Source organism: Pseudomonas sp. PICF141 (assembly GCF_002286815.1).
In the GTDB taxonomy this organism is placed as follows: domain Bacteria; phylum Pseudomonadota; class Gammaproteobacteria; order Pseudomonadales; family Pseudomonadaceae; genus Aquipseudomonas.
This window is the reverse complement of sequence record NZ_MUNM01000054.1, coordinates 31,119-57,697: the sequence shown is the minus strand read 5'-3', so window position 1 is coordinate 57,697 and position 26,579 is coordinate 31,119. Positions and strand designations below refer to the sequence as shown.

The following is a 26,579-nucleotide window of genomic DNA, read 5'->3' as shown; positions in this document are numbered from 1 at the left end:
AACCCTGGCTCGTCTAGGCTTGTTACTGGCGGTTGGCCCCATCGGCATGGCGTTGCAACATCTGCCCTTGGAGCAGAGCGCTCAAGACCGCACCCCTGTCGCAGAACAGCCCATCCGTTCAGTGCCTGTTGAAGCCCCATCCGAGTGTACGGATGCACGCGAACCTAAGCCCGCCTGCGCAACCACTGCAAAAACCCCTTCTTCTCCACCATCTTGGGCGTTTCCTGAATCAGTGCCTGAGCCGTATGCAAACGGAAATCCAGCAAGGCCTGCATCGCCTCATTGATGTCATGCCGCGCATCCAGGCATGGCTTGAGGTATTCCTTCTCGATGCGGTAGAGCGTGCAAAAGGTCTTGGCCGAAAAATCGGCGAGCGTCGATTCATCGGACAGAATCCCGGCCTCGCCTATCACCTCACCCGGCCCCATGCGCCCGGCCTCGATTTTTTTGCCAGCGCGGCTCAGGGTGACCGACACCACGCCGGATTCGATGATGAACAGGTGATCGCTGACCTCCCCCGCCGGCAGGATCATTTCCCCGGCGCGGAAGGTTTGCAGCTTCATATTCTGGCTGAAGGTTTCTTTCTCTTCCTGACGCAAGGTCGAGAAGATGTTCGAGCTGTCCAGCAGCGCCCGCGGCCGTGACGGCGCAGCAGGTGCGTTGGGCTCGACACTGGACAACAGGCTGACACCGGACGCCTGCAAGTGCCGGAACGCCAGATCAAACAGCAGATTACGCACCATGCGTTTCTGATCCATGGAGACCACGAAGCCACTGATTTCGTATTCCATGCCAGTGCTGCCGGAGCTTTTCAATGACACGCTCGGTGCCGGTCTGGCCAACAGAAAGCGGCAGCCCTGCATGGCCCGCTCCAGTGCATCAATCACCGTTTGCGGACGAGCATGGGGGCTGACGTGCACGCTGATCGACACCCCGAAAATGTCACTGGGCCGGCTGAAGTTGACAATCTTGGCCTTGGCCGCCAGTGAGTTGGGAATCACCGCCATGCTGCCTTGCGCGGTCTGCAGGCGTGTGGCGCGCCAGTCGATGTCGGTGACCCGGCCTTCGGTGCCGTCGATGGAGATCCAGTCATCCAGTTGATAGGGTTTGGTGGTGTTCAGGACAATCCCGGAGAACACGTCGCTGAGAGTACTTTGCAAGGCCAGACCGACGATGATCGCCAACGCACCAGAGGTTGCCAGCACGCCCTTGACCGGTAATTCGAGCACATACGCCAGGGCGGCGATGACCGCGATCAGGAAAATCACGGCGCCGAGCAGATCCTGCAGCAAACGCCCGGTGTGCCCGACCCGTTGCATCATCACCGTGCCGATCAACACCGTCAGGGTGCGCGCTGCATACAGCCACCAACCGATCTGCAAACCGGTCGCCGCCAGGTGCAACGGCACATTGTCGACCCAAGGCGCCGGCGCCATGGGGTTCAAGCCTTCATTGAACAGCAGCACGCTGAACAAGGAAAAAATCACCAGTCGTACCGCCAGTTTCCAATGGCTGCCGCTGGCGGTGATCAAACGCCACAACACCAGATCGATAAGAATCAGGAGCAGCGCGCTAAGCAACGGGTGATCGGTAAGCAGTGACAGCATCAAGCAACTCCAGCAATAGTACGGATGGGCACAGTGTAGGAGGATTTGATGCCTTCAGAACAACACAAAACGCTGTGGGAGCGGGCTTGTGTGGCGAGGGGGCTTGCCCCCGTTGGGGCGCGAAGCCCCCCTAAAACCAGTCACCGCGATCTTGAATTAGAACGCGGTGACCCGGTTTTACGACTGCTTCGCAGCCGAACGGGGGCAAGCCCCCTCGCCACACAGGCCCGCTCCCCCATTAATTACTTGCTGTTGGTGAGGGTGTTGTAGCTGGTCATCAGGTTGCGGTAGTCCGGGATGTGGTTGGAGAACAGAGTCGCCAGACCTTCCACGTCGTTGCGCCAGTCGCGATGCAGTTCACAGGCCAGGCCGAACCAGGTCATCAGTTGGGCACCGGAGGACGACATGCGATCCCACGCCGATTGACGGGTCAACTCGTTGAACGTGCCGGAAGCATCGGTCACCACGAACACCTCAAAGCCTTCGGCCAGGGCCGACAGCGCCGGGAACGCCACGCAGACTTCGGTCACTACGCCAGCGATGATCAGTTGCTTTTTACCAGTAGCCTTGATCGCCTTGACGAAATCTTCGTTGTCCCAGGCATTGATCTGGCCGGGGCGAGCGATGTAAGGCGCATCCGGGAACAACGCTTTGAGTTCCGGTACCAGAGGGCCGTTAGGGCCGGTTTCAAAACTGGTGGTCAGAATCGTTGGCAGCTTGAAGTACTTGGCCAGGTCGGCCAGGGCCAGCACGTTGTTCTTGAAACGATCCGGATCGATATCGCGCACCAGAGAAAGCAGACCCGCCTGGTGATCAACCAGCAGAACGGCGGCGTTATCTTTGTCGAGACGTTTGTAGGAAGTGGTCATGGGGTAATCCTCGCTTTTTGTTGATGCCGAACGGGCCGGCGGAAGTGAACTCTGATTTTTCGTTTAAACGCGGCCAGGCAAGCGTAGTCAGCCAAACCCGGCACGCCACACAGCGCTACAACAATGATTTCAATCACTCATCCGGCCGAACCGGCCCGATTGAAAATCGGCAAAGGCCTGGTGAATCTCCTGCTCGCTGTTCATCACGAACGGGCCGTGGCCGACAATGGGTTCATCGATCGGCTCGCCGCTGAGCACCAGCACCACGGCGTCGTTATTGGCTTGCAGGCTGAGCTGATCGCCATCGCGCTCGAACAGCGCCAACTGCCCTTCACGAACCAGTTCCACACCATTGACCTGAACCGTGCCGCGCAGCACCACCAGTGCCGTGTTGCGGCCTTGGTGCAGATCCAGGGTCAGCAACTTGCCGGCGTTCAAGCGAACGTCCCACACATCGATTGGTGTAAAGGTCCGCGCCGGGCCGCTGTGGCCTTCGAACTCACCGGCGATCAAGCGCAGGCTGCCAGCGTTGTTCTTCAGTGAAATGCTCGGGATGTCAGCGTCGAGAATCGTCTGGTAACCGGGCTCGGCCATCTTGTCCCTGGCCGGCAGATTGACCCACAGCTGCACCATTTCCAGGGTGCCGCCACTCTTGGCGAAACCTTCGGAGTGGAACTCTTCATGGAGAATTCCCGACGCTGCGGTCATCCATTGCACATCGCCGGGGCCGATCTTGCCGCCGCTGCCGGTGGAGTCGCGGTGTTCCAGTTCGCCCTTGTAGACGATAGTCACGGTTTCGAAACCGCGGTGCGGATGCTGACCAACGCCACGACGCTCGGTGGTCGGGGTGAATTCGGCAGGGCCGGCGTGATCCAGCAGCAGAAACGGGCTGATGTGTTTGCCCAGGTTGTCGTAGGAAAACAGCGTGCGAACCGGAAAACCGTCGCCGACCCAATGAGGCCGTGGGCTGGTGTAGAGACCGATGATGTTTTTCATCTTTCCTCCAAATCTGTGGTGTGACGCGATGGACAAAGCTTAAAACCGGCGCCTTTGGTGCGCTAGACTGCAAAAATCAGCCTTAGCGTTCTATTTGGAGAACGATTATGGAAGACCTCAACACCCTGTACTACTTCACCCAAGTGGTGGAACACCGCGGTTTCGCCCCGGCCGGGCGCGCGCTGGACATGCCCAAATCCAAGCTCAGCCGACGCATCGCCGAGCTCGAAGAACGCCTCGGTGTGCGCTTGCTGCACCGCAGCAGTCGGCATTGTTCGTTGACCGAAATCGGCCAGGCGTATTACCAGCGTTGCCTGGCCATGCGGGTGGAAGCCGAAAGCGCTGCCGAACTGATCGAACGCAATCGCTCCGAACCCCAGGGCCTGGTGCGCATCAGTTGCCCGACAGCGCTGCTGAATTCCTGGGTCGGGCCGATGCTGACCCGCTACATGCTCAAATACCCGCTGGTGGAATTGTTCATCGAAAGCACCAACCGCCGGGTCGATCTGATCCACGAAGGGTTCGACATCGCGCTGCGTGTGCGCTTTCCGCCACTGGAAAACACCGACATGGTGATGAAGGTGCTGGGCAACAGCACCCAATGCCTGGTGGGGGTTCCGGCGTTTTTGCAGCGCTTGTCATCACCGGCCACACCGGCCGACCTCAGCGGTCTGCCGAGCGTGCATTGGGGTGGCGCGCAGCGCGAGTACCAGTGGGAATTGTTCGGTGCCGATGGCGCCAGCGCGCTGATTCGTCATACCCCGCGGATGGTCACCGACGACTTGCTGGCCTTGCGTCACGCGGTACTCGCCGGCATCGGCATCGCCCACCTGCCCAGTGTGGTGGTGCGCGATGACATTGCCGCCGGCCGACTGGTGGAACTGGTGCCGGGCTGGACACCCAAGTGCGGGATCGTGCATGCGATCTTCCCGTCACGACGCGGATTGCTGCCGTCGGTGCGGACCTTGATCGACTTTCTGGGTGAGGAATTCAGCCATAGCGATATTGCTTAAAAGCAGCAAATCAAAAGATCGCAGCCTTCGGCAGTTCCTACCGGGGATTGTGTTTGACTGCGATATCGCGGCGCCGAAGGCTGCGATCTTTTGCGCTTTCGATTCTCCATTCATGACTTGAAAACAACGTTTCAGCCTTGGCGCAAATCGGCGCTCAAATGCTTGTCCAGCGATGCCATGGCATGCTGCAACCGATCGACAGCTTCATCGAGCAGCAGCGTGTTGCCCTCATCGATGACACGCTCCAGTCGCTCGCAATGCTCAATCAAACGCAGCGCCCGGACCATGCGCGCGCTGCCCTTGATGCGGTGCGCCAGGTCTTGCAGGTCATGGCGATCACCCTTGGCATGCGCCTGCAGCAGATTGTTCCGGTCACTGCGGTTAGTGACCGCCAGTTCACGCACCAGGTGATCAAGCAACGTGCGGTCGGCACCGACGTATTGCTCCAGGCCACTCAAATCCATCTCGGGCGCGAGCTGCTCTTGGAGCGTCTGTGGTGCTTCGCTTGCAAACCTGGACGCCAGCCATGCGCTCAAATCCGCCAGCAGAATGGGTTTGAACAGGCAGTCGTCCATACCAGCCTGCAGGCAGCGGACTTTTTCCTCAGGCTGTGCATTGGCGGTAAAGCCCAGAATCAGCGTCGACGGTAATCCCTGGGCGCGCTCTTCATCGCGGATTGCACCCGCCAGCTCGTAACCACTGAGCCTGGGCATATTGCAGTCGGTAACCACCAGATCGAACTCATGTTCGCGCCACAGCTCCAGCCCCCGGGCGCCTTCTTCAGCCTCCAGAACACGATGCCCCAGATGGCTCAGTTGCCATGAAAGCAACAACCGATTAGCCGGATGATCGTCGACCACCAGAATCGTCAGCGAGCGCATCGGCACCTGCACCCCGCTTTCCACTGCCGCAATGCAAGGCAACGGTTGCAGTGCGATCAGCTCAAGGGTGATGTCGACTTGCGTGCCTTGTCCAAGGACGCTGTCGAGTTGCAGCCGGCCGCCCATCATTTCGCACAGGGTGCGGCTGATCACCAGGCCCAACCCGGAGCCGCCGCGAGCTGACTGCTGGTTATTGCCGGCTTGAGCGAACGGACTGAACAACCGTTGCCGGTCAACGTCGCTGATACCCATGCCGGTGTCTTCGATGCGGACATTGACCGCCAGATGCCCCGACGGCATCGGCGTGACCCGCAGCGTCAGGCTCACCTCGCCCTCACGGGTGAACTTGATGGAATTGCTCAGCAGATTGGACAGCACCTGCTTGAAACGGGTGGGATCGATCAACACATCGCAGTCACTGTGTTCGTCCAGATCGATGCGCCACGCCAGTTCATTTTGCCGTGCAAGGCCTTCGAAAACCCGGCACACCGACGCCACCAGCTCCCGAAGATTGGCGCGTTCAGGTGTCAGGGACAAATGTCCGGATTCGATACGGGCGATGTCCAGAATGTCACCGATCAGCGCCAGCAATTGCTGTGCGGCATTGGACGCGACCTCAATGGCAAAGCGATCGGTAACGCCCTCCTCCGCCCGTTTTAGGGCCAGTTCGAGCATGCCGATCAGGGCACTCATCGGGGTGCGGATCTCATGACTCATGGTCGCCAGAAAAGTGGTTTTGGCGCGGTTGGCATCGTCCGCCTCGTTCTTGGCCTCCTGCAATTGCTGCAACCACTGCTGACGCTGGCGAATTTGCCGGCGTTGCCAGGCGATCCAGCCCAGGGCGAGCAACAACAAGGCGCCAGCCACGGCAAACGCCTGAAGAATGCCTTGACGATGGCGCAGCCAATAGCTGTCATCCGGCACCACATCATTGCTCCAGCGGGCCACCAGATCGTCCATTTCCTGAGGCGATATGCTCAGCAACGCCTTGTTCAGAATCGAGTGCAACTCCAGCGCGCCGCGGTGCGTGGCCAGGGCAATTCGGGCGGGTTGGTCACCGACGGTGCTGCTGATGCGCAGATGATCCGGGAAATGCCGAGCGATCAGGTAACGGGCGACGATCAATGAACTGAGCGTCGCATCAGCCTGCCCCTTGATCACCCGTTCCATGCCCTCGGCCGGACTTTGCACCTCGATCAGGCGCACCTGCGGCGCCCGCATCTGTATGAACCCGAACAACGGGTGACCACGATAAATCGCCAGGCGTTTACCGGCCAGCTCGTCCAGCGTCCTGGGGCTGCCTTGGGTCGTTGCACTGACCAGCACAAATGGATTGCTGAGATAGGCGCGGGTAAACAGCAACGCGTCTTCACGTTCGGTACTGGGAGTAATCACCGGTAATAGATCGATTTCACCCTCCTGGAGTTGCTCGATCTGCCGGTCCAGTGAATGGCCACGTTGCACCTCAAAGGTCAAACCGCTGCGCTGGCTGATCAGCGTCAGCAACTGCGCCGTCAACCCGCTGAGCCGGCCTTGGGCATTGTAGAACGTCAGCGGGGCAAAGTTGTCGATCGCACCCACAGTGACTACCGGATGCCGCTCCAGCCAGCGTTGTTCGCTGGGGCTCAAACTCACCTGTTCCTGACCCGCCGAATCAGCCTTACCGGCACTCCAGCGCACTTCGATGACGACGCGCTGTTCCATCGGAATCGCCGCCAGCGCCTTGTCGATGATGCTTTTGAGACGCGGATTGTCCTTCGCCAAAGCGAAGCCGAACGGATTGGCATCCAGACCGGAAGGCCCCGCCAGATGAACATTATTGAGGTAGTTGTTGTTGATCAGGTAATTGGCGCTGATGAAGTCGCCCAGGTACACATCGTCTGGCCCGAACGCTACTGCACCGAGGGCAACGAGTGCCGAGGGATAGAGCTGCAAACTTGCCTCGGGATAAAACGCTTCAACCGTCTGAGCCTGCAAATAGTCTTCGACCATGGCAATGCGTTTGCCGGCAAGGTCGACGGGCATTCGCTCGTCCACTCGGGTGACCAGCATCGGCTGATCTTCGGCATAGGCTCGGGACCGGGTCAGCGCAGGGTCGGCCAATTCGAAGTTGTTCGATGTCCCGAGCAGATCCAGTTCATGGCGTTTGAGGGCGTCCATGGCGGCTTCACGAGTGGCGTAGCGCAGCACGTCGATCTTGACGTGCAGCAGTTGCCCCAGCAGGTTGGCGTAATCGGCGGTAATCCCTTCCAGCACAGCGCGATGGCGCGTCACCTCGAACGGCGGGTAATCCGCCCCCGTTACCCCCAGGCGCAGGGTTCGTTTATCGCGCAGCCATTGCCAGTCCTTTTCCTCCAGCCTGACCTCAACGCCCTCCACGGTGGAGCGCCCCAGCAGATGCAACTGCTGCGGCTCGTCGGCCAGTGACACTGAAACGTGCGATACAAGGCTCAGTATCAAGGCCAACAAAACGATGGGCACGGTCGGTTTCATTCAGATCAGATGATTGCGCTTGGCGAAGTCCCGCAGGTGCACCGCCGCGTTCACGCCGAGCTTTTCGATCAAGCGGGTCTTGTAGGTGCTGACGGTCTTGTGACTCAGGTGCATAAGCTCGGCGATGTTTTTGTTACTCATACCCCGGGCCAGGTATTGCAGGATGGTCAGTTCGCGATTGGAGAGCTTGTCGATCATCTGTTTTTCGCTGCGTTGCAAGGCGTCCTGCGATACCGAAGGCAGCCGCGCAAAATAGGTATAACCGGTCATGACCGCATGCACGGCTTTGTGCAATTGGCTCAGGACGTTGGTCTTGGCGACATACGCCATAGCTCCGGCACGCATGCAACGCTCTTGAAAAAACAGTGGGTCCAGAGAGGTGAAAACCAGTACCAGGCATGACCAGTCACTGGCCCTGATCCGATCCAGCAGTTCCAGCCCATCGCCGCCGGGCATGACCAGATCGAGGATTACCAGATTGAATGAATGTTCGTGGAGTAACGATATCGCCTCGCCACCGCTGGACGCCTCATGAATATGTTTGAATCCCTCCAGCTCAAGGACAAGTCTGACTGCGGCGCGTACCACCGGATGATCGTCCACAATCAGCACTTTCTTCATGGAGAAATCCTGTCCAAAGACCCGATGATTGCGCCACGACGGCACTCTGGATGATGACGGACCGGACGCAACGGCTGCGCCAGGACTTTTGCACGGCAGACAGGCAAAAGACACCTGTCAGAAATGATAGTACCGACGAGCGGTAACCCGAAATCAGGCAATTTGATGCTGATATTGCGCAGGCAGGAAGGACTGTGCAGCTTCACCCGCAGGCGGATCGATGAGCGCCATCAGCCGTTGAATGGACTCCAGATCAGGCCGCGCCCCGTGGCTCACCTGAACCTTCTGTTCAACACCGGTGGCCAGGGTCGGCGACAACGGTGCCTGCCGGCCATCGTAGATCAAGGCGTGGTGAACCTGGCCGTTATCGAGGAAGAACCCGAGCAGGTCCAATGCCCCATCCGCCAGCGAGGCATTGATGACCACCAGGTCAAATGGCTCCCAGGCGTACTCGATCAGAGTCAGCATCTCCACAAGGCTTTGTACCGGGGCCACGCGGTAATAACCGAGCTGATTGAACAGCCGCTCGGTTTTCATCCGGTGAAAATGCTGTTCGTCGGCGATCAGGATACGCAAGGCTTTATTGATCATCGCGTGCCTCCAGGTCAATCGATGACTGATGAATGAGGCGGCAAGGCTACGCAAGACCGAAGATGCGTTCTGTAGGACATTTCCTAAAAACTGCGCCATTTATTCCTTCAGTACATGGCGCTCAAGGAGCGGGTCGGGATTCGCCGCGCCGTTGCAGCGCGGGATTCTTCAGCAGGTTCAGGACTCTGGATTCGTGGTGTTTTTGAGCCGCATCGCGGGCAAGCCCGCTCCCACAGGGATCTTCAGTGAACACAGATTTGGTGACTGAAGATCAAACTGTGGGAGCGGGCTTGCCCGCGATAGCGGCTTGGCAGGTGCAAAAGGTTTAGCTGGCAGTCGCCAACAACACATCCATCACCGAGCGGCCATGCCCCCGCGACTTGCCATGCTCATACAACGAGCCGGCAATTTCATCGGCGCGGATCGGCAGGATCGACAGCAAGGTGTCGCTCAAGCCGTGGCTGGCCTGGCAGAAGCCCTGCATGTAAATGCCGGCCTTGCAGCGCTCATCGGTGATCATTTTGTAGTGGCGGTCGACCTCGAAATCGCCCAGGTACTGTTCCAGCGGCGCCAGCAGTTTGCGGTGCAGCTGACGCTCGTAACCGGTGGCCAGTACCACGGCGTCGTAATGACGAACCGTGACTTCACCGGTGGCGTTGTCGCGCACCGCCAGCTCGATGCCGCGCTCGGTGGCGGTGGCCTTTTCGACGGTGGTCAGGGTACGGAACGCATGGCGCGCAATGCCCGAGACTTTCTGCCGGTAGAAGATGCCGTAGATGCGTTCGATCAGGTCGATATCGACCACCGAATAATTGGTGTTGTGGTACTCGTTGACCAGACGCTCGCGCTCGCCGCTGGCCTGCTGAAACACCAGGTCGGTGAATTGCGGCGAGAACACTTCATTGACGAAAGGACTGTCATCGGCCGGTTTCAGGGCCGAACCGCGCAGGATCATGTCCACCTGCACCGACGGGAAGCTGTCGTTCAGATCGATAAAGGCTTCCGCCGCACTCTGCCCGCCGCCGATGATCGCAATGTTCATCGGTTGGTTGTTCACGCACGGCTGTTTGGCCATGCGCTCCAGATACTGTGAGTGATGGAACACCCGACCGTCATCCTTGAGTGCCTTGAACGCCTCGGGAATGCGCGGTGTACCGCCGGCGCTGACCACTACCGAACGGGTGGTGCGCACCTGCTGGCGGCCTTGCGTATCACGCGAGATCACTCGCAGTGCTTCGACCTGCTGGTGATGCAGCACTGGCTCGATGGCCAACACCTCCTCGCCGTAACGGCTCTGCCCGGTAAATTGCCCGGCGACCCAGCGCAGGTAATCGTTGAACTCCATGCGGCACGGATAAAACGTGCCGAGGTTGATGAAGTCCACCAGACGACCGTGATGCTTGAGGTAATTGACGAAAGAATAGGGGCTGGTGGGGTTACGCAGCGTCACCAGGTCTTTGAGGAAGGAAATCTGCAGTTCGCTCTGGGTGACCAGGGTGTTGCCATGCCAGCGGTAGTCCGCCTGCTTGTCGAGAAACAGCACGTCCAGCTCGCCCTGACTCGGCCCGCGCTCTTGCAGGGCGATGGCCAGCGCCAGGTTCGAAGGGCCGAAACCGACGCCGATCAGGTCGTGAACGATGGGCGATGCAATTGCCTGTGTCATTTCCAGTGTCCTCTGGATGAACCCCGGAGCAGCGGGGATAAAGCGCCTGGGTGACCTGACCGGCCTTGTGCGGCAGCAGATCGTCTGTTGAATAGGAACGAGGACAATGAAAAAAAATTTAACGAGGCCTGATTGAAGTGGCGATCAGGGAGCGTCCCACTGGCGCATGCGCACCCGGCAATGCTTCATGGCATTGACGATGTGCTTTTCCACCAGCGCCCGGGAAATACCCAGGCGCTCGGCGATTTGCGGGTGCGACAAGCCGTCGATCTTGCGCAAAAGAAAACTCTCGCGACACAGCTTTGGCAACTCCGCCAGTGCACGCTGAAGCATGTCCAGGCGCTGGCCATGATCGAGGCTGTTATGAGGGGATGGCGTGAAGTAGCGCTCTTCGCTGTCGAGCACGTCCAGGGGTTCGACCTGCCGCAAGGCATTGCGTCGGTGGTCGTCGATCACCAGATTGAGCGCGGTGCGATATAGAAACGCCCGGGGTTGTTCGATCGGCGTGTCACTGGAACGCTCCAGCACCCGCAGATAAGCGTCATGCACCACATCTTCGGCCACCTGACGGTTGCCAAGCTTGGCGTTCAGGAAACACACCAGCTCGCGATAGTAGTTTTCCAACATGACTCCCCGTCCTTGAGCCAGATCTGCGCCAAAAAAGAGAATGGCGGCACGATGATGGCAGCGCGCAAGAGGCGTAATTTATAGTAATTCTCATATAGATTTAAAGCACTGGATCCATTTACCTGAGAAATAACCTCATTTGCCCGGCCTGTAACGCCCTGTTTCAAGGCTTAAATTCTGCTCCGGGGTTCTCGTTTACAGGACAGCTTCCCGTGTCTGTCGGTCCACCGACAGCGTTCAGCGACGCCGGTCACTGCCGCGCTCGCCGAGCGACGGGCCGATTTTTACCGGCTGGAACCCCGCATGAAACGTCCCCGCCCTACCCGACGCGCCCTGTTTGTCGCACTGTGCCTGATCCCCGCCGCAGCCCTGGCCGCCTGGCAAGTGATCCCGCCGGGGCGTGAAAAACTTGCCACCGCCACCGTGACCCGCGCCGATATCGAAACCAGCGTGACCGCCCTCGGCACCCTGCAACCGCGACGGTACGTCGACGTCGGCGCCCAGGCCTCCGGGCAGATCCAGAAGATTCATGTCGAGGCCGGCGATCAAGTCAAGGAAGGCCAATTGCTGGTGGAGATCGATCCCTCGACCCAGAAAGCCAAACTCGACGCCGGGCGCTTTTCCATCGACAACCTCAAGGCCCAGTTGCAAGAGCAGCGCGCCCAGCACGACCTGGCGCAACAAAAATACCAGCGTCAGCAGAACCTCAAGGCGGGCGGCGCGACCCGCGAAGAAGATGTGCAGACCGCCCGCGCCGAAGTGCGGGCGAGACAAGCGCGCATCGACATGTTCCAGGCTCAGATTCGTCAAGCCCAGGCCAGTTTGCGCAGCGATGAAGCAGAGCTCGGTTACACACGGATCTACGCGCCGATGTCCGGCACGGTGGTCGCCGTCGGCGCCCGGGAAGGCCAGACGCTCAACGCCCAACAACAGACGCCGCTGATATTGCGCATCGCCAAGTTGTCACCAATGACCGTATGGGCCGAAGTGTCGGAGGCCGATATCGGCCAGGTCAAACCCGGCATGACCGCCTGGTTCACCACCCTCAGCGGTGGCAGCCGGCGCTGGAGCAGCACCGTGCGGCAGATTTTGCCGGTGCCGCCGCGCCCGCTCGAACAAACGCAGGGCAGCCCCACCGGCGGGCGCAGCGGCAGCGAACGGGTGGTGCTCTACACCGTGTTGCTGGATGTCGACAACGCCGACAACGCCTTGATGACCGACATGACCGCCCAGGTATTTTTCGTCGCCCGGCAAGCACAGAACGTGCTGACGGTGCCCACCGCTGCCCTGCAAAACGGCACCGCGGCGGATCGCCAGATCGCGCAAGTGGTGGCGGCCAACGGCGAGGTGCAGCGCCGCGAGGTTCGCACCGGGATCAGCGACCGTTTGCGCACGCAGATTCTCGACGGCTTGGCGGAAGGCGATCACGTGCTGAGCGCCCCGCTCACCGGCAGCGGAGGCTGAATGCAAACGCCCCTGATTGACCTGCGACAGATCCGCAAAGCCTACGGCGGTGGCGACAGCCCCGTGGTGGAGGTGCTGCGCGGCATCGACCTGGCGATTCATGCTGGCGAATTTGTCGCCATCGTCGGCGCTTCTGGTTCCGGCAAATCGACCCTGATGAACATCCTCGGCTGCCTCGACCGCCCCACCAGCGGCGACTACCTGTTCGCCGGAGAAAACGTCGCCGGCCTGGGCAGCGACGAACTGGCCTGGCTACGGCGCGAGGCCTTCGGTTTCGTGTTTCAGGGTTACCACCTGATCCCGTCCGGATCGGCCCAGGAAAACGTCGAAATGCCCGCCATTTATGCCGGCACCCCGGCGGACGAACGCCATGCCCGCGCGGCGGCCCTGCTCGAGCGCCTCGGCCTGGGTTCGCGCACCGGTAACCGTCCGCATCAGCTTTCCGGTGGTCAGCAGCAACGGGTGTCGATCGCCCGCGCCTTGATGAATGGCGGCCACATCATCCTCGCCGATGAACCCACCGGCGCCCTCGACAGCCACAGCGGCGCCGAAGTCATGAGCCTGCTCGATGAACTGGCCAGTCAAGGGCATGTGGTGATCCTGATCACCCACGACCGCGAAGTGGCCAGGCGCGCCAATCGGGTCATCGAAATCCGCGACGGCCTGATCATCAGCGACACGGCCGCCCACCCTTCGGCTCCCCCGCGCACGGCCCGTCCCGACGCACTGCAAGCCGTGGACCTGCGCCAGCGCCTGAGCGCCGGCAGCGAAACCAATGGTGCCTGGAAAGGCGAACTGCTGGACGCGGTTCAGGCAGCGTGGCGCGTGATGTGGATCAACCGCTTCCGCACCGCGTTGACGCTGCTGGGGATTGTCATTGGCGTTGCGTCGGTGGTGGTGATGCTGGCGGTGGGTGAAGGCAGCAAACGGCAAGTGATGGCGCAGATGGGCGCCTTCGGTTCCAACATCATTTACCTCAGCGGCGCCGCGCCCAATCCGCGTACACCGCCCGGCATCATTACCCTCGACGACGTCGCCGCGCTCGCCGACCTGCCCCAGGTACAGCGGATCATGCCGGTCAACGGTTCGACGGCCGGCGTGCGTTTCGGCAACGCCGATCACACCGCTTATGTGGGTGGCAACGACACCAACTTCCCGAGCATTTTCAATTGGCCGGTGGTTCACGGCAGCTATTTCAGCCAGGCCGATGAAGACAGCGCCGCCGCCGTCGCGGTGATCGGCCACAAGGTCCGGGAGAAGCTGTTCAACGACCGGGTCGACCCGATTGGCCAGTACATCCTGATTGAAAACGTGCCGTTCCAGGTGCTCGGCGTGCTGGCGGAAAAAGGCTCCAGTTCCGGCGATTCCGACAGTGACAACCGCATCGCTGTGCCCTACTCGGCCGCCAGTGTGCGGCTGTTTGGCAGTCGCAACCCCGAGTACGTGGTGATCGCCGCCAAAGATGCGCGCAAGGTCAAGGAGGCCGAGCAGGCGATCGAACACACGATGCTGCGCGAACACAAGGGCAAGCGCGATTTCGAACTGACCAACAACGCCGCCATGATCCAGGCAGAAGCCCGCACCCAGGGCACGCTGTCCTTGATGCTCGGTTCGATTGCGGCGATTTCGCTGCTGGTCGGTGGCATCGGCGTCATGAACATCATGCTGATGACCGTACGTGAACGCACCCGGGAAATCGGCATTCGCATGGCCACTGGCGCCCGTCAGCGCGACATTCTGCGCCAGTTCCTCACCGAAGCGGTGATGCTCTCGGTGGTCGGCGGTATCGCCGGGATTGGCCTGGCGCTGTTGGTCGGTGGCGTGTTGCTGCTTGGCAATGTTGCGGTCGCGTTCCAGTTGATCGCCGTGCTCGGCGCCTTCGGCTGCGCGCTGGTCACCGGCGTCATCTTCGGCTTCATGCCTGCCCGCAAGGCTGCCCGGCTCGATCCGGTCACGGCCCTTACCAGTGAATGATCGACCTATGAAAGTGCCCCTGACCCTTCTGGCCGCCAGCCTGTTGCTGGCCGCCTGCAGTAACCCTGCGCCACGCCCCGACAGCGGCCTGCAACCACCCGCCGCCACCTGGCAATCGCCGAACACCGCCGCCGCTGCACACAGCAATCGGCAATGGTGGACGCAGTTCGGCAGCCCGCAACTCAATCGCCTGATCGAACAGGCCAGCGTGGGCAGCCATGACCTGGCCGCCGCTGTCGCCCGGGTGCAGCAAGCCCAGGCCAGCGCCACCATCGCCGGCGCCCCGCTTCTGCCCGAACTCAAGGCCGGTCTCAACGCCAATCGCCAACGCTTGCTGCATGGCAAGGGCTACAGCCAACTGGACGTCAGCCCCGATAATCGCTCGCTGAATTATTACGATGCAGAACTGAGCGCCAGTTACGAAATCGATTTCTGGGGCGGCAAACGGGCGGCCCGAGACAGCGCCCTTTTTGGCTTGCAGGCCAGTGAGTTCGATCGGGCCACCGTGGAACTGACCTTGCAAAGCGGCGTGGCCAACAGCTACACCCAGGCCTTGTCGTTGCGTGAACAGCAACGGATCGCCGAGCTGAACCTGGCCAACGCCCAAAGCGTTTTGCGATGGGTGCAGACTCGCTACGACGCCGGCAGCGCCACGGCGCTGGAACTGGCTCAGCAAAAAAGCCTGGTGGCCGAACAGCAACGCAAACTACCGTTGGTGCAACAACAGGCACAGGAAGCGCGGATCACCCTCGCCGCCCTGCTCGGCCAACCGGTGCAGGCACTGACGCTGACGGAGCAGCCGTTCGATCAACTGCATTGGCCGCAGATTGCCAGCGGCGTGCCCAGTGAGTTGTTGAGCCGCCGCCCGGACATCGCCAGCGCCGAAGCCAAACTCGCCGCTGCCCAGGCCGATGTGACCGTCGCCCGCGCGGCGATGCTGCCCAAGCTGACGCTCACCGCCAGCCTGGGCACCGGCGCCGATCTGGCCTCGGATCTGTTGCGCACGACTTTTTACAACCTGTCCTCGGGGCTGGTGGCGCCGGTCTTCAACAATGGTCGCCTCAGCGCCGAGCGCGACAAGGCCACGGCACGCCAACAGGAACTGCTGGAAACCTATCGCGGGGCAATCATCAATGGCTTCGCCGATGTGGAAAAAGCCCTCAACAGCATTCATGGGCTGGACGAACAACGTCAGTGGCAAGGGGAAGAACTGAGCCAGGCGCAGAGCGCTTTCGACATCGCCCAGAGCCGCTACCAGGCCGGCGCCGAAGACCTGCTCACGGTGCTGCAAACCCAGCGCACGCTGTATGCCGCCCAGGATCTGAATGTGCAGCTGAGATTGTCGCGGTTGCAGGCCAGTATTGCGCTGTACAAAGCGTTGGGTGGGGGTTGGCAGATCATCTGACGGCTTGTTTTTCAAAGAGCAAAAGATCGCAGCCTTCGGCAGCTCCTACAGGATCGATGTTCACTCGCGATATTTCGACGAACATCAATCTCTGTAGGAGCTGCCGAAGGCTGCGATCTTTCAGGGTTTTACAACTGCCATCCCTTGACCTTCAAATGCCGCGCATACCACGGCCGTCGCGGCACTTTGCGCAACAGGTCACTCATGTTGTCTTCATCGCCAAAGGTGATGCGCAACGCCAGCTTCATGGTTTCCGGGTCCATTTCCACCGAGCGCCCCGTTTGCAACCCCGGGGTCGTGCTGCAACCGTGGGTGTCCGGCCCGAGCCACGGGTCGCCCACTTCCACCCAACGCCCCGGCGCAAACCACGGCACGCCGTTGACCTCCAGGCGGCTCAGTTCGCCAGGGTGAAAACGCTCATGGGCGCGGAACCAGTCTTCGATGCGATCGTCGATCCAGCCGTGGAAACGCCAGAACACCGGGTTAACGTGCGACGAAAACGGATCGCCGAGAAAATCGTTTTCCGGGGCATACCAGCGCGCCGCGAAGTCGGCCTGATCCCGGGCCATTGGCACGGGTATTTCGTTGGACGGATCCCGAGCCACCGAGGCCCAGCGCATGTGCAGCCAGTCGTGCAGGCCCAACTCGACTTCCGAGCCGAACTGGCCGAGGGTCAGTTCCGACAGATAACGCGGATCCCGGTACTGCGACTCCCAGACCTGGAAGTTGCTGTGATAGGTCTCTGCGGCTTTGATGTCACTGACCCACTTGGTGTACTCGTCGTCGCCTTCGGTCAACCAGGTCGGCGGCAAGGCATTGCCATCGTGATTATCGAAATAGCGCGCGAAGCCCTGGCGATCCCGCTCGAGTTCCGGCTGCGGCAAAGGGAACGCCGGCCATGAAGGCAAGTCCTGCATGGACCGGGCGATGCCGAGCATATGCCGGTGCATGAAGAAGAAATCGATGCCCGAACCGTTGCGGTCCTTGCGCGGCCCGCGGGCATCACGCTCGTTGTCCCGTGGGCCGGGTTGCCAGCCGATACCGCGCAACGCCTCGCGCTTTTTCTCCGGGAGCTTGTGCCATTTGTCCCGGGATGCGTGCCAGAGCTGGTGAAACAATCGATGTTCGGGGGATACCAGCCAGGCCAGAAACGCCGGGTTGAGGGCGGTTCGTTCTCGCGCTTCGGGAAACCGCCGCTTGATGGCGATAAAACGGTTGTCGAGTTCGGGCAACCCCAGCGGGCGATTCAGGCTCAGCACCTGACCGCTGAACGTGCCGCTGCCGGCGTTGCCGAATGCTGCCCAGACTTCGTCGAGTTTTGCCTTGAATTCATACACCGGCGCCACCAACGGGGCATCGGTGCGCATCAGTCGCCAGTACAGTTCGGCGCCATTGGCTGGTGCCAGATCGCCGATGACCTGATAGCACGGCTGGCCTTCCCCGCGCAGGTGAGCGCCGGTATCCAGGCAACCGCGCAACCCGCGCCCGCGATGAGCGATGTCGAGAAACAGCTCCAGCCCGTCCTGCGGCAAGCCCTCAAGCCCGGCATCGCGGCCGACAAAACGAATGTCCCAGACTCCGCGCAAGCTGTCCGCCAGTTGCTGCCCGGCGGTGCTGGCCAGGTCGACCGTAGCCTCCCCTGGCGTGATCGGCTCCTTCTCCCGGGTCAACTCACGATGTGCATAAAAAGCGGCAGGCACCGCAGCGCTCGTGAGCGCCAGGCCCGCCATGAACCAGCGTCGAGAAATCGTCATTGCCCTACCTGTGTCAGCCATGAAGCAGGCTTTATCCAAGCTAGAACGTTTGTTGCCCCGACAAATTTATGCGATCCCCTGTAGGAGCTGCCGAAGGCTGCGATCTTTTGATCTTCATCTTGGGGTGCCCCCAAAAAGATCGCAGGCTGCGCCAGCTCCTACATTTGAAAGGCGATCTTTTCGGGGCCACCTAAATTCCTGTGCCGGTCACTCGTTCCTCCCAGATAGCAAAGGCCCCTGCGCCTGCAACTCAACGGCGAACCTGACTGAGATGGCGATGACAAAAACACGTTCGAAAAAGGCGCTGTACCTCGGCCTGCCACTGGCCTTGGCCATCAGTGCCGGCGCGGGCTGGCTGGTCTGGGATTACGGGTTCAAAGACAATCCCGGCTACCCGGTCAAGGTCATGAAACAGGCCACCGAACTGCAGGGGCGGATCCTTTCCTTCGACAGCCACATCACCGTTCCCCTGAGTTTCGGCGCCCACGGCAACGAAGCCGACAAGGACGGTTCCGGCCAGTTCGACCTGATCAAGGCCAACCGTGGCCGACTGTCCGGCGCGGCCCTGACGGTCTTCGGCTGGCCGGAAATGTGGAACGGCCCGAACGCCCCGCACCGGCCCACCGACGGCTTCGTCGAAGAAGCGCGCAACCAGCAGGAAGTGCGCTACAAAATCATCTCCGGGCTGGTGCGCGATTTCCCCAATCAGGTCGGCATCGCCTACACCCCCGACGACTTCCGGCGCCTGCACGGCGAAGGCAAGTTTGCGATTTTCATCAGCATGCTCAACGCCTACCCGCTGGGCAACGACCTGAGCAAACTGGACCTGTGGGCCGCCCGTGGCATGCGCATGTTCGGTTTCAGCTACATCGGCAACAACAGCTGGGCCGATTCGTCACGACCGCTGCCGTTTTTCAACGATTCCCCCGATGCCCTCGACGGGTTGTCGGACATCGGCAAACAAGCGGTGCAGCGCCTGAACGATCTGGGCGTGATCATTGATGTGTCGCAGATGTCGAGCAAAGGCCTGGAGCAAGTGGCGCAACTGAGCCGCACGCCGATGGTGGCCTCGCACTCGGCACCACGGGCCTCGGTAGACATCCCGCGCAACCTCAGCGACAAAGAGTTGCAGCTGATCAAGAACAGCGGTGGCGTGGTGCAAGTGGTCGGCTTCTCGCAATACCTCAAACCGCTGACCCAAGGCACACAGGACAAACTCAACGCCCTGCGCGCGCGTTTCGATCTGCCGCCATTGCCCAACCTGGCGATGGCGTTGATGCCCGGCGACCCGATCATCACCGCGTGGTCCGAACAGAAGCTCGGTCAATACGCCAGCGGTCTGTACGCCATTCTCGAGGAAGAACCCAAGGCCACACTCAAGGACCTCGGCGACGCCATCGATTACACCGTGCGCAAAGTCGGCATCGACCACGTCGGCATCGCTTCGGACTTCAACGATGGCGGCGGCATCAAGGGCTGGGAAAATGTCGGCGAAATCCGCAACGTCACCGCCGAATTGATCCAGCGCGGTTACTCCGAAGCCGACATCGCCAAGCTCTGGGGCGGCAACTTCCTGCGGGTCTGGGAACAGGTGCAAAAAGCCGCGAAACCCACGCTGATTTCTCGCCAGGAACCGGTCAAGCCATGAGTAACCGTCGGACCTTTCTGAAACAGGCCGGGGTCCTCGCCGCCGGCCTGCCGTTGGCGGCCAGCCTCGGCTCACCGGTCGCCGCCGGGCAATCGCAAGCGCTGCCCCGGGACAAGTGGGCGCAATTGCGTCAGTTGTTCGACCAGGACCCGAACTGCATTCACTTCGCCAATTTTCTGGTGACCTCCCACCCCAAACCCGTCCGTGAGGCCATCGCCCGTCATCGTGCCGCACTGGACCTGAACCCCGGGCTGGCCATGGATTGGGATCTGGGCGTGACCCACCAGCGCGAAGAAAACGTGCGGCTCTGGGCCGGTCGGTATTTGCAGGCCAAACCGACTCAGATCGCCCTCACCGGCAGCACCACCGAAGGCCTGGCGATGATTTATGGCGGCGTGCAGGTGCGCCCCGATCAGGAAATCCTCACCACGGTTCACGAGCACTATTCCACGAACAACATCCTGCATTTTCGCAACCGGCGCGATGGCACCCGGGTGCGCAAGATTCAGTTGTTCGAGCAGCCACAGTCGATCTCGACCGACCAGGTGCTGGACACCATCAACCGCAACATCCGCCCCGAAACCCGCGTGCTGGGCATGACCTGGGTGCACTCGGGCAGTGGCGTGAAGCTGCCGATCAGCGACATCGCTGGCCTCGTCGATGAACACAATCGCCAGCGCGACGATCAGGACCGGATCGTTTACGTGGTCGACGGCGTGCACGGTTTCGGCGTCGAAGACCTGAGTTTTCCGGCGATGAACTGCGACTTTTTCATTGCCGGCACCCACAAATGGATGTTCGGCCCCCGCGGCACCGGCATCGTTTGCAGCCGCAGCGAAGAACTGAAATACGTCAGCCCGAGCGTGCCGACCTTCTCCGAAGCCACGACCTTTTCCACCACCATGTCTCCGGGCGGCTATCACGCGTTCGAACATCGCTGGGCCGTGGATGAAGCGTTCAAATTGCACCTGGAACTGGGCAAGGCCGACGTCCAGGCGCGCATCCATCAGCTCAACAGCTACCTCAAACAGCGTTTGCTGGAGCAACCGGGTATCGAGCTGGTCACCCCGGTCGATCCGAAGTTTTCGGCGGGGTTCAGCTTCTTCCGGGTCAAGGGTGAGGACGCCGATGCCGTGGCGGCGCACCTGATGCAAAACCGCATTGTCAGCGATGCGGTCAGCCGCGACGTCGGCCCGGTGGTTCGCACTGCGCCCGGCCTGCTCAATACCGAAGCCGAGGTGGACCGTTTGATCGACGTGCTGCGCAAGAAGCGCTCCGCGTGAACCTTCGCTGCGAGGCACCGTTTTCCTTTAACCGAGACGACTTATGAAAACGCCCCACACACCCTCTTCCCTGCGAACCCTATCGGCCCTGACATTGACCGCACTGCTCGCCGGCCTGCTGCCCGGCACGGTCCAGGCCGCGAACCCGCCAGCACCCGGCAAGGTGTTCAAGGACTGCAAGGAGTGTCCGGAAATGGTTGTGCTGCCCGCCGGCCGCTACACCATGGGCACACCAGCGGATGAAGTCGGCCACCAGCCCGATGAAGGTCCGTTGCATGAAGTGACCTTCACCCGTCCTTTCGCCATCAGTCGCTTCCAGGTACTGGCCGGCGAATGGGACGCGTACGTGCGCGCCACCGGCAACACCCCCGCCGACTTCGATGATCGCCCGGGACGTCGCTGCACCGCCGGCAAACCCAGCTTCAAACAGACCGCGCGCCACCCGGCCGTGTGCATGAACGTGGCCGAGGCCCAGGGCTACATTGCCTGGCTGTCGGAGAAAACCGGTCATGCCTATCGCATGCCCAGCGAGTCGATCCGCGAGTACGCCGCCCGCGCCGGCAGCACCGGGGCTTTCCCGTTTGCGTTCGATGAAGGCGCCGACTACCAGATCTCGAAAAACGCCAACACCTACGGCGCCGCTGACGGCTACAACTTCACCTCGCCGGCCGGCACTTTCCCGGCCAATGCCTTTGGCGTGTTCGACATGCACGGCAATGTTTATGAGTGGGTTGCCGACTGCTACCGCGAAGACTATGTGGGCGTGCCCAGCGACGGCAGCCCGTGGCTGGAGCAAAACTGCAAACGCCAGGTGATGCGCGGCAACGACTGGGGCGAAGCGCCGGTGTTTTCCCGCTCCGGCAATCGCAACAGCAGCCTGCCCACCAGCAGCGGCGACTGGCTGGGGTTTCGCGTCGTGCGTGAACTCTGATTTTTACAGGCCGCCGCACGCCTTGTAGCAGCTGCCGAAGGCTGCGTTCGGCTGCGAAGCAGTCGTAAACCAGTGATTGCAGTGAGTCAGGCGGACCGTGTCAGCCGGACTCACGACTGCTTCGCAGCCGAACGCAGGCTTCGCCAGCTGCTACACCGGCATTACCCTCCACTGCCGTTTAAATAAAGTCCCCGACCATTCGTTTTCCTTAAGTACCGGCACTCCCTCCGTGTCGAAAGGAATCCTCCATGACCAAGCCAACGCATGGGGCGATCAACGAATTGTTCGCCCTGCTCAAGCCCTTCCGCCTGATCGTCTCTGTGTCCATCGTGCTCGGCATGATCGGTGGCCTGAGCGTCACCGTGTTGCTGGCGACCATCAACAATGCCCTGCATTCCGCTGACGGCCTGACCCGCACCGTGGTAATGATTTTTGCCGGGCTGTGCATGCTGGCGCTGCTGACTTCAATTTTGTCCGACATCGGCACCAACTACGTCGGCCAGCACATCATCGCCAGGCTGCGCAAAGAGCTGGGGGAGAAAGTGCTGTCGGCGCCGATCGACCAGATCGAGCGTTACCGCAGCCACCGGTTGATCCCGGTGCTGACCCATGACGTGGACACCATCAGCGATTTCGCCTTCGCCTTCGCGCCGTTGGCGATTTCCCTGACCGTGACCTTGGGTTGCCTCGGCTACCTGGCCATGCTGTCGTGGCCGATGTTTCTGATGATGCTGGTCGCCATCGCTATCGGCACAACCATCCAGGCGATCGCCCGGGCCAGGGGCATGCGCGGTTTTTATGCGGCGCGAGACTGCGAAGACGAGCTGCAAAAGCACTACAACGCCATCGCCGAAGGGGCCAAGGAACTGCGCATCCACCGCCCGCGGCGTCAGCGCATGTTCGTGTCCGGCATCCGGAAAACCGCCGAGAAAATCTGTGACACGCAGATCCGCTCGATCAATACCTTCGTCATCGCCAAGTCGTTCGGCTCGATGCTGTTCTTCGTGGTCATCGGCCTGGCGCTGGCCCTGCAATCGTTCTGGCCCAGTGCCGACAAGGCCGTGATGAGCGGGTTTGTGTTGGTGCTGCTGTACATGAAAGGACCGCTGGAACATCTGGTCAGCACGCTGCCGATCATCAGCCGGGCGCAGATCGCATTTCGCCGGATCGCCGAACTCAGCGAACAGTTTTCCTCCCCGGAACCGCACCTGCTGCTGGAGGACCAAGGCCACAAACCCGGCCCGGTCCACAGCCTGGAACTGAGCAATGTGCGTTACGCCTTCCCACCGGTGGAAGGCAGCGAGCCCTTCCGCCTCGGCCCGGTCAACCTGCGTATCGAGCAAGGCGACATCGTGTTCATTGTTGGTGAGAACGGCTGTGGCAAAACCACGCTGATCAAGCTGCTGCTGGGCCTTTATGCGCCCACTGAAGGCGAGATCCGCGTGAACGACCAGCCGATCACCGCCCTCAACCGCGATGACTACCGGCAGAACTTCACCACGATATTTGCCGACTATTACCTGTTCGATGACCTGATCCAGGGCGACCGGCAAGTGCCACAGGATGCCACGCGCTACCTCGAACGCCTGGAGATTGCGCACAAGGTCAGCGTGCGCGACGGCGCGTTCAGCACCACCGACCTTTCCACCGGCCAGCGCAAACGCCTGGCGCTGGTCAACGCCTGGCTCGAAGAACGGCCGGTGCTGGTGTTCGACGAATGGGCGGCCGATCAGGACCCGACCTTCCGCCGCATTTTCTACACCGAACTGCTGCCGGACCTGAAGCGCCTGGGCAAGACCATCATCGTCATCTCCCACGATGACCGCTACTTCGACGTCGCCGATCAACTGGTGCGCATGGAGGCCGGCAAGGTCAAAAGCGAACTGCAACCCGCCTGACTGACGAGGCCAAGGGGCGTGCCAAGCCCCCTGTGGCGAGGGGGCTCGCCCCCGTTCGGCTGCGAAGCAGTCGCAAATGCGTTGCATGCGGTGTGCCAGGCAGAACGAGGTGGCAGGTGCAGGACTGCTTCGCAGTCCAACGGGGGCAAGCCCCCTCGCCACAGGTCTTGGTCTCCATGTGACTGATCGGCATTGCCCTGGACCGGAAAAATAATTTTCCGGTTTGCCGCGGCCGCCTCGTCTTAATGAGATGAATAAGAACCATTACCAACTATACCTGCCAAGGTCTTTAACCTCATGTCCGCATCCCGTTTCATGCTTCGACCTCTGACCCGCGCCCTGTTAATGAGCAGCACCACTCGCTCGCGCATGACGTCCACCAGCCTGGGCCTGGCAATGACCCTGGCGGTGACGCCGTATGTCCAGGCCCAGGAATGGACCCTGAATATCCCGGCCCAGCCATTGCCTCAGGCGCTGCAGACCCTCGGTCAACAGACCAATCTGCAAATCATCTACAGCCCCGAGAGCATTCAGAACCTGCGGTCCAGCGCCCTCAACGGTCGCTATCAGGAAGATGATTCGCTGAATGCGATGCTCAAGGGCACCGGGATCCGCCATCAACGCGACGGCAACACCATCACGCTGCTGGCGCCGGCCACCGGCAGTGCGATGGAACTGGCACCGACCAGCATCAACGGTCAGCGGTTGGGCGCGACCACCGAAGGCAGCAACTCCTACACCACCGGCGCGGTGACCATTGGCAAGGGCGAGCATTCGCTCAGGGAAACCCCGCAGTCAATCACCGTCATAACGCGCAAGATGCTCGACGACCAGAACCTGAACACCATCGAACAGGTCATGGAAAAGACCCCGGGGATCACCGTTTACGACTCGCCCATGGGCGGCAAGTACTTCTTCTCCCGGGGTTTCCGCATGACCGGCCAGTACCAGTACGACGGCGTGCCGCTGGACATTGGCAGCAGCTATGTACAGGCCGACGCCTTCAGTAGCGACATGGCGATTTATGATCGGGTTGAAGTATTGCGCGGTGCGGCCGGGATGATGAAGGGCGCCGGGGGCACTGCCGGTGGTGTGAACTTCGTGCGCAAGCGCGGCCAGGACACCCCGCACACTCAATTGTCGTTGTCTGCCGGCACCTGGGACAACTACCGTGGCCAGGTCGACACCGGTGGCCCGCTGAACGACGCCGGCACCATCCGTGGCCGTGCCGTGGTAACCCAGCAGAATCGTCAGTATTTCTATGACGTGGCCGAACGCAGGGACCAGATCTACTACGGCGCGCTGGATTTCGATCTGAGCGACTACACCACCCTGGGCCTGGGCATGGCCTATGAAGACATCGATGCCACTCCGTGCTGGGGCGGCTTGCCGCGCTACGCCGATGGCAGCGACTTGAAGCTCTCACGCTCCACGTGCCTGAACACCGCCTGGAACAACCAGCGCAGCAAACGGGCCACCTACTTTGGCGACCTGAAACACGAGTTCAACGACAACTGGGCGCTGAAGGTTGCAGGGGTTTATTCGAAAAACACCCAGGACATGGAATACGCCTTCCCCAGCGGTACGGTACCGCTTGGCGCCACCAGCACCAGTACCGCGATGATCGGCAGCACCTTTGACTACGATCAGGTCGACTACGGCCTCGACGCTTATGTGGACGGCAAGTTCAACGCATTCGGCCAAGAGCATGAGCTGATCGTCGGTGCCAACGCCAGCCGCTCCCACAAGGATGACTTCTACGCCGTGGCCCTCCTGCCGCAGAGCCAGGATGTGCTGAACCCCGACCATCACCTGCCCCAGCCGGATGAAAGTTTTTACCTGGCCAATGCCACCCGGGGTGGTCCGGTGGACATCCGGATCAAGCAATACGGCGCCTACTCCACGGCACGCCTGAAACTGGCCGATCCGCTGACCTTCGTCCTGGGCAGTCGCGTCAGCTGGTACAAGTCCGAAACCGACTCCGTCTCGTTCTGGCGCGGCGAAGGCACGCCGACAAGCTCCGAGGCCAAGGAAACCGGGCAAGTCACCCCGTTCGCTGCCTTGCTGTTCGACATCAACGACAACCTGACCGCCTACGCCAGCTACGCGGATATCTTCACCCCGCAGGGCGGCTACAAGACCATCACCGGTTCGACGCTCAAGCCATTGATCGGCCAGAGCTATGAACTGGGGATCAAAGGTGAATGGTTCGACGGTCGCCTGAACAGCGCCGTCAACCTGTTCCGCACCATCCAGAAAGACGCAGCCCAGGATGACCCGGCCTGCCCGGACAGCAGCTGCTCGCTGAACTCCGGCAAAGTGCGCGCCCAGGGCTTCGAAGCTGAAGTCAGCGGTGAAGTCATCGACCGTCTGCAATTGCTCGCCGGCTACACCTACACCCAGACCAAGATTCTGGAAGACGCTGATGTCAGTCAGGACGGCGTGTCGTACAACACCTATGTGCCGCGCCACTTGCTGCGGGTATGGGGCGACTATGCGCTCAGCGGCCCACTGGAACGCGTCACCGTCGGTGCCGGCGTCAATGCCCAAAGCAGCAACTACCGCACCTCGCCGAGCAGCGGCAACAACATTACCCAGGCGGGTTATGCGGTCTGGAACGGTCGCATCGGCTACCGCATCGACGACACCTGGTCCGTGGCACTGAACGGCAACAACCTGTTCGACAAGCGCTACTACGCCACCATCGGTACCGAAAGTTGGGGCAACTTCTACGGTGAACCGCGCAACTTCGTGATGTCGGTCAAGGCTGACTTCTGATTGCAGCCTCAATGAAAACGCCCCGCCATTGCGGGGCGTTTTTTTGTGCTGGAAAAGCTGATGTTGATCGTTCCCACGCTCTG

The 26,579-nt window shown here is 61.0% G+C and carries 18 protein-coding genes; 9 read left to right on the top strand and 9 right to left on the bottom strand.

Annotated features, from left to right (window positions below; all coding sequences use genetic code 11):
• Positions 1-164 precede the first annotated feature (164 nt).
• From BZL43_RS14710 to BZL43_RS14700, 3 genes are all read right to left on the bottom strand, one after another.
• Complete coding sequence (locus tag BZL43_RS14710) at positions 165-1,607, bottom strand: mechanosensitive ion channel domain-containing protein (protein WP_095632980.1); 1,443 nt, start codon at positions 1,605-1,607, stop codon at positions 165-167.
• Between the two features lie 242 nt (positions 1,608-1,849).
• Positions 1,850-2,476, bottom strand: coding sequence for an isochorismate family cysteine hydrolase YcaC (gene ycaC, locus BZL43_RS14705; RefSeq protein WP_008011497.1), 627 nt, complete (start codon positions 2,474-2,476; stop codon positions 1,850-1,852).
• Between the two features lie 129 nt (positions 2,477-2,605).
• Complete coding sequence (locus BZL43_RS14700) at positions 2,606-3,472, bottom strand: pirin family protein (protein WP_095632979.1); 867 nt, start codon at positions 3,470-3,472, stop codon at positions 2,606-2,608.
• 107 nt (positions 3,473-3,579) lie between these two features.
• On the opposite strand from BZL43_RS14700, the gene BZL43_RS14695 reads away from it, so the two are divergent.
• On the top strand, positions 3,580-4,485 hold the full coding sequence (locus tag BZL43_RS14695) for a LysR substrate-binding domain-containing protein (RefSeq protein WP_095632978.1): 906 nt from the start codon (positions 3,580-3,582) through the stop codon (positions 4,483-4,485).
• Positions 4,486-4,616: 131 nt separating this feature from the next.
• Here BZL43_RS14695 and BZL43_RS14690 read toward each other — a convergent pair whose 3' ends face one another.
• From BZL43_RS14690 to BZL43_RS14670, 5 genes are all read right to left on the bottom strand, one after another.
• The gene (locus BZL43_RS14690; protein WP_095632977.1) at positions 4,617-7,859 is read right to left on the bottom strand and encodes a transporter substrate-binding domain-containing protein; all 3,243 of its coding nucleotides are present in this window, start codon (positions 7,857-7,859) and stop codon (positions 4,617-4,619) included.
• Positions 7,860-8,480 (bottom strand): response regulator transcription factor, encoded by a 621-nt coding sequence (locus BZL43_RS14685; protein WP_095632976.1) that lies wholly within the window; start codon positions 8,478-8,480, stop codon positions 7,860-7,862.
• 153 nt (positions 8,481-8,633) lie between these two features.
• A complete protein-coding gene (locus BZL43_RS14680; RefSeq protein ID WP_095632975.1) occupies positions 8,634-9,071 on the bottom strand; it encodes a chemotaxis protein CheY in 438 nt (145 codons plus the stop codon).
• Between the two features lie 325 nt (positions 9,072-9,396).
• Positions 9,397-10,734 carry a lysine N(6)-hydroxylase/L-ornithine N(5)-oxygenase family protein gene (locus tag BZL43_RS14675; protein WP_095632974.1) on the bottom strand — a complete coding sequence of 446 codons (1,338 nt, stop codon included), beginning with the start codon at positions 10,732-10,734 and terminating at the stop codon, positions 9,397-9,399.
• 144 nt (positions 10,735-10,878) lie between these two features.
• Entirely contained in the window at positions 10,879-11,361 is a 483-nt protein-coding gene (locus BZL43_RS14670) for a sigma-70 family RNA polymerase sigma factor (protein WP_095632973.1), read from the bottom strand.
• Positions 11,362-11,664: 303 nt separating this feature from the next.
• Between BZL43_RS14670 and BZL43_RS14665 the strand changes: the two genes are divergently transcribed.
• Genes BZL43_RS14665 through BZL43_RS14655 form a run of 3 tightly spaced genes read left to right on the top strand, consistent with a single transcriptional unit; the run spans position 11,665 to position 16,204 of the window.
• Entirely contained in the window at positions 11,665-12,825 is a 1,161-nt protein-coding gene (locus BZL43_RS14665; protein ID WP_095632972.1) for an efflux RND transporter periplasmic adaptor subunit, read from the top strand.
• A complete protein-coding gene (locus BZL43_RS14660) occupies positions 12,826-14,799 on the top strand; it encodes a MacB family efflux pump subunit (protein WP_095632971.1) in 1,974 nt (657 codons plus the stop codon).
• A 7-nt stretch (positions 14,800-14,806) separates the two neighbouring features.
• The gene (locus tag BZL43_RS14655; RefSeq protein ID WP_095632970.1) at positions 14,807-16,204 is read left to right on the top strand and encodes an efflux transporter outer membrane subunit; all 1,398 of its coding nucleotides are present in this window, start codon (positions 14,807-14,809) and stop codon (positions 16,202-16,204) included.
• Positions 16,205-16,332: 128 nt separating this feature from the next.
• On the opposite strand, the gene BZL43_RS14650 is transcribed toward BZL43_RS14655, so the two are convergent.
• Positions 16,333-17,958, bottom strand: a complete 1,626-nt coding sequence (locus tag BZL43_RS14650; RefSeq protein ID WP_095632969.1) for a PvdJ/PvdD/PvdP-like protein — start codon at positions 17,956-17,958, stop codon at positions 16,333-16,335.
• Between the two features lie 277 nt (positions 17,959-18,235).
• Between BZL43_RS14650 and pvdM the strand changes: the two genes are divergently transcribed.
• The 5 genes from pvdM to BZL43_RS14625 all read left to right on the top strand — a co-directional run bounded on the left by pvdM (position 18,236) and on the right by BZL43_RS14625 (position 26,496).
• On the top strand, positions 18,236-19,606 hold the full coding sequence (pvdM, locus tag BZL43_RS14645; RefSeq protein ID WP_095632968.1) for a pyoverdine-tailoring dipeptidase-like protein PvdM: 1,371 nt from the start codon (positions 18,236-18,238) through the stop codon (positions 19,604-19,606).
• Positions 19,603-20,889, top strand: coding sequence for an aminotransferase class V-fold PLP-dependent enzyme (locus BZL43_RS14640; RefSeq protein ID WP_095632967.1), 1,287 nt, complete (start codon positions 19,603-19,605; stop codon positions 20,887-20,889). The genes pvdM and BZL43_RS14640 overlap by 4 nt, the downstream gene beginning before the upstream one ends.
• Before the next feature lie 43 nt (positions 20,890-20,932).
• Positions 20,933-21,820 (top strand): formylglycine-generating enzyme family protein, encoded by an 888-nt coding sequence (locus BZL43_RS14635; protein ID WP_095632966.1) that lies wholly within the window; start codon positions 20,933-20,935, stop codon positions 21,818-21,820.
• Positions 21,821-22,068: 248 nt separating this feature from the next.
• Positions 22,069-23,718 carry a cyclic peptide export ABC transporter gene (locus BZL43_RS14630; RefSeq protein ID WP_095632965.1) on the top strand — a complete coding sequence of 550 codons (1,650 nt, stop codon included), beginning with the start codon at positions 22,069-22,071 and terminating at the stop codon, positions 23,716-23,718.
• A gap of 297 nt (positions 23,719-24,015) precedes the next feature.
• On the top strand, positions 24,016-26,496 hold the full coding sequence (locus tag BZL43_RS14625) for a TonB-dependent receptor (RefSeq protein ID WP_095632964.1): 2,481 nt from the start codon (positions 24,016-24,018) through the stop codon (positions 26,494-26,496).
• Positions 26,497-26,579 lie beyond the last annotated feature (83 nt).

Bases quoted from the DNA above. Each gene is read 5' to 3' on its own strand.
- BZL43_RS14710 (WP_095632980.1), bottom strand. From the start codon at position 1,607: ATGCTGTCACTGCTTACCGATCACCCGTTGCTTAGCGCGCTGCTCCTG.
- ycaC (WP_008011497.1), bottom strand. From the start codon at position 2,476: ATGACCACTTCCTACAAACGTCTCGACAAAGATAACGCCGCCGTTCTG.
- BZL43_RS14700 (WP_095632979.1), bottom strand. From the start codon at position 3,472: ATGAAAAACATCATCGGTCTCTACACCAGCCCACGGCCTCATTGGGTC.
- BZL43_RS14695 (WP_095632978.1), top strand. From the start codon at position 3,580: ATGGAAGACCTCAACACCCTGTACTACTTCACCCAAGTGGTGGAACAC.
- BZL43_RS14690 (WP_095632977.1), bottom strand. From the start codon at position 7,859: ATGAAACCGACCGTGCCCATCGTTTTGTTGGCCTTGATACTGAGCCTT.
- BZL43_RS14685 (WP_095632976.1), bottom strand. From the start codon at position 8,480: ATGAAGAAAGTGCTGATTGTGGACGATCATCCGGTGGTACGCGCCGCA.
- BZL43_RS14680 (WP_095632975.1), bottom strand. From the start codon at position 9,071: ATGATCAATAAAGCCTTGCGTATCCTGATCGCCGACGAACAGCATTTT.
- BZL43_RS14675 (WP_095632974.1), bottom strand. From the start codon at position 10,734: ATGACACAGGCAATTGCATCGCCCATCGTTCACGACCTGATCGGCGTC.
- BZL43_RS14670 (WP_095632973.1), bottom strand. From the start codon at position 11,361: ATGTTGGAAAACTACTATCGCGAGCTGGTGTGTTTCCTGAACGCCAAG.
- BZL43_RS14665 (WP_095632972.1), top strand. From the start codon at position 11,665: ATGAAACGTCCCCGCCCTACCCGACGCGCCCTGTTTGTCGCACTGTGC.
- BZL43_RS14660 (WP_095632971.1), top strand. From the start codon at position 12,826: ATGCAAACGCCCCTGATTGACCTGCGACAGATCCGCAAAGCCTACGGC.
- BZL43_RS14655 (WP_095632970.1), top strand. From the start codon at position 14,807: ATGAAAGTGCCCCTGACCCTTCTGGCCGCCAGCCTGTTGCTGGCCGCC.
- BZL43_RS14650 (WP_095632969.1), bottom strand. From the start codon at position 17,958: ATGACGATTTCTCGACGCTGGTTCATGGCGGGCCTGGCGCTCACGAGC.
- pvdM (WP_095632968.1), top strand. From the start codon at position 18,236: ATGACAAAAACACGTTCGAAAAAGGCGCTGTACCTCGGCCTGCCACTG.
- BZL43_RS14640 (WP_095632967.1), top strand. From the start codon at position 19,603: ATGAGTAACCGTCGGACCTTTCTGAAACAGGCCGGGGTCCTCGCCGCC.
- BZL43_RS14635 (WP_095632966.1), top strand. From the start codon at position 20,933: ATGAAAACGCCCCACACACCCTCTTCCCTGCGAACCCTATCGGCCCTG.
- BZL43_RS14630 (WP_095632965.1), top strand. From the start codon at position 22,069: ATGACCAAGCCAACGCATGGGGCGATCAACGAATTGTTCGCCCTGCTC.
- BZL43_RS14625 (WP_095632964.1), top strand. From the start codon at position 24,016: ATGTCCGCATCCCGTTTCATGCTTCGACCTCTGACCCGCGCCCTGTTA.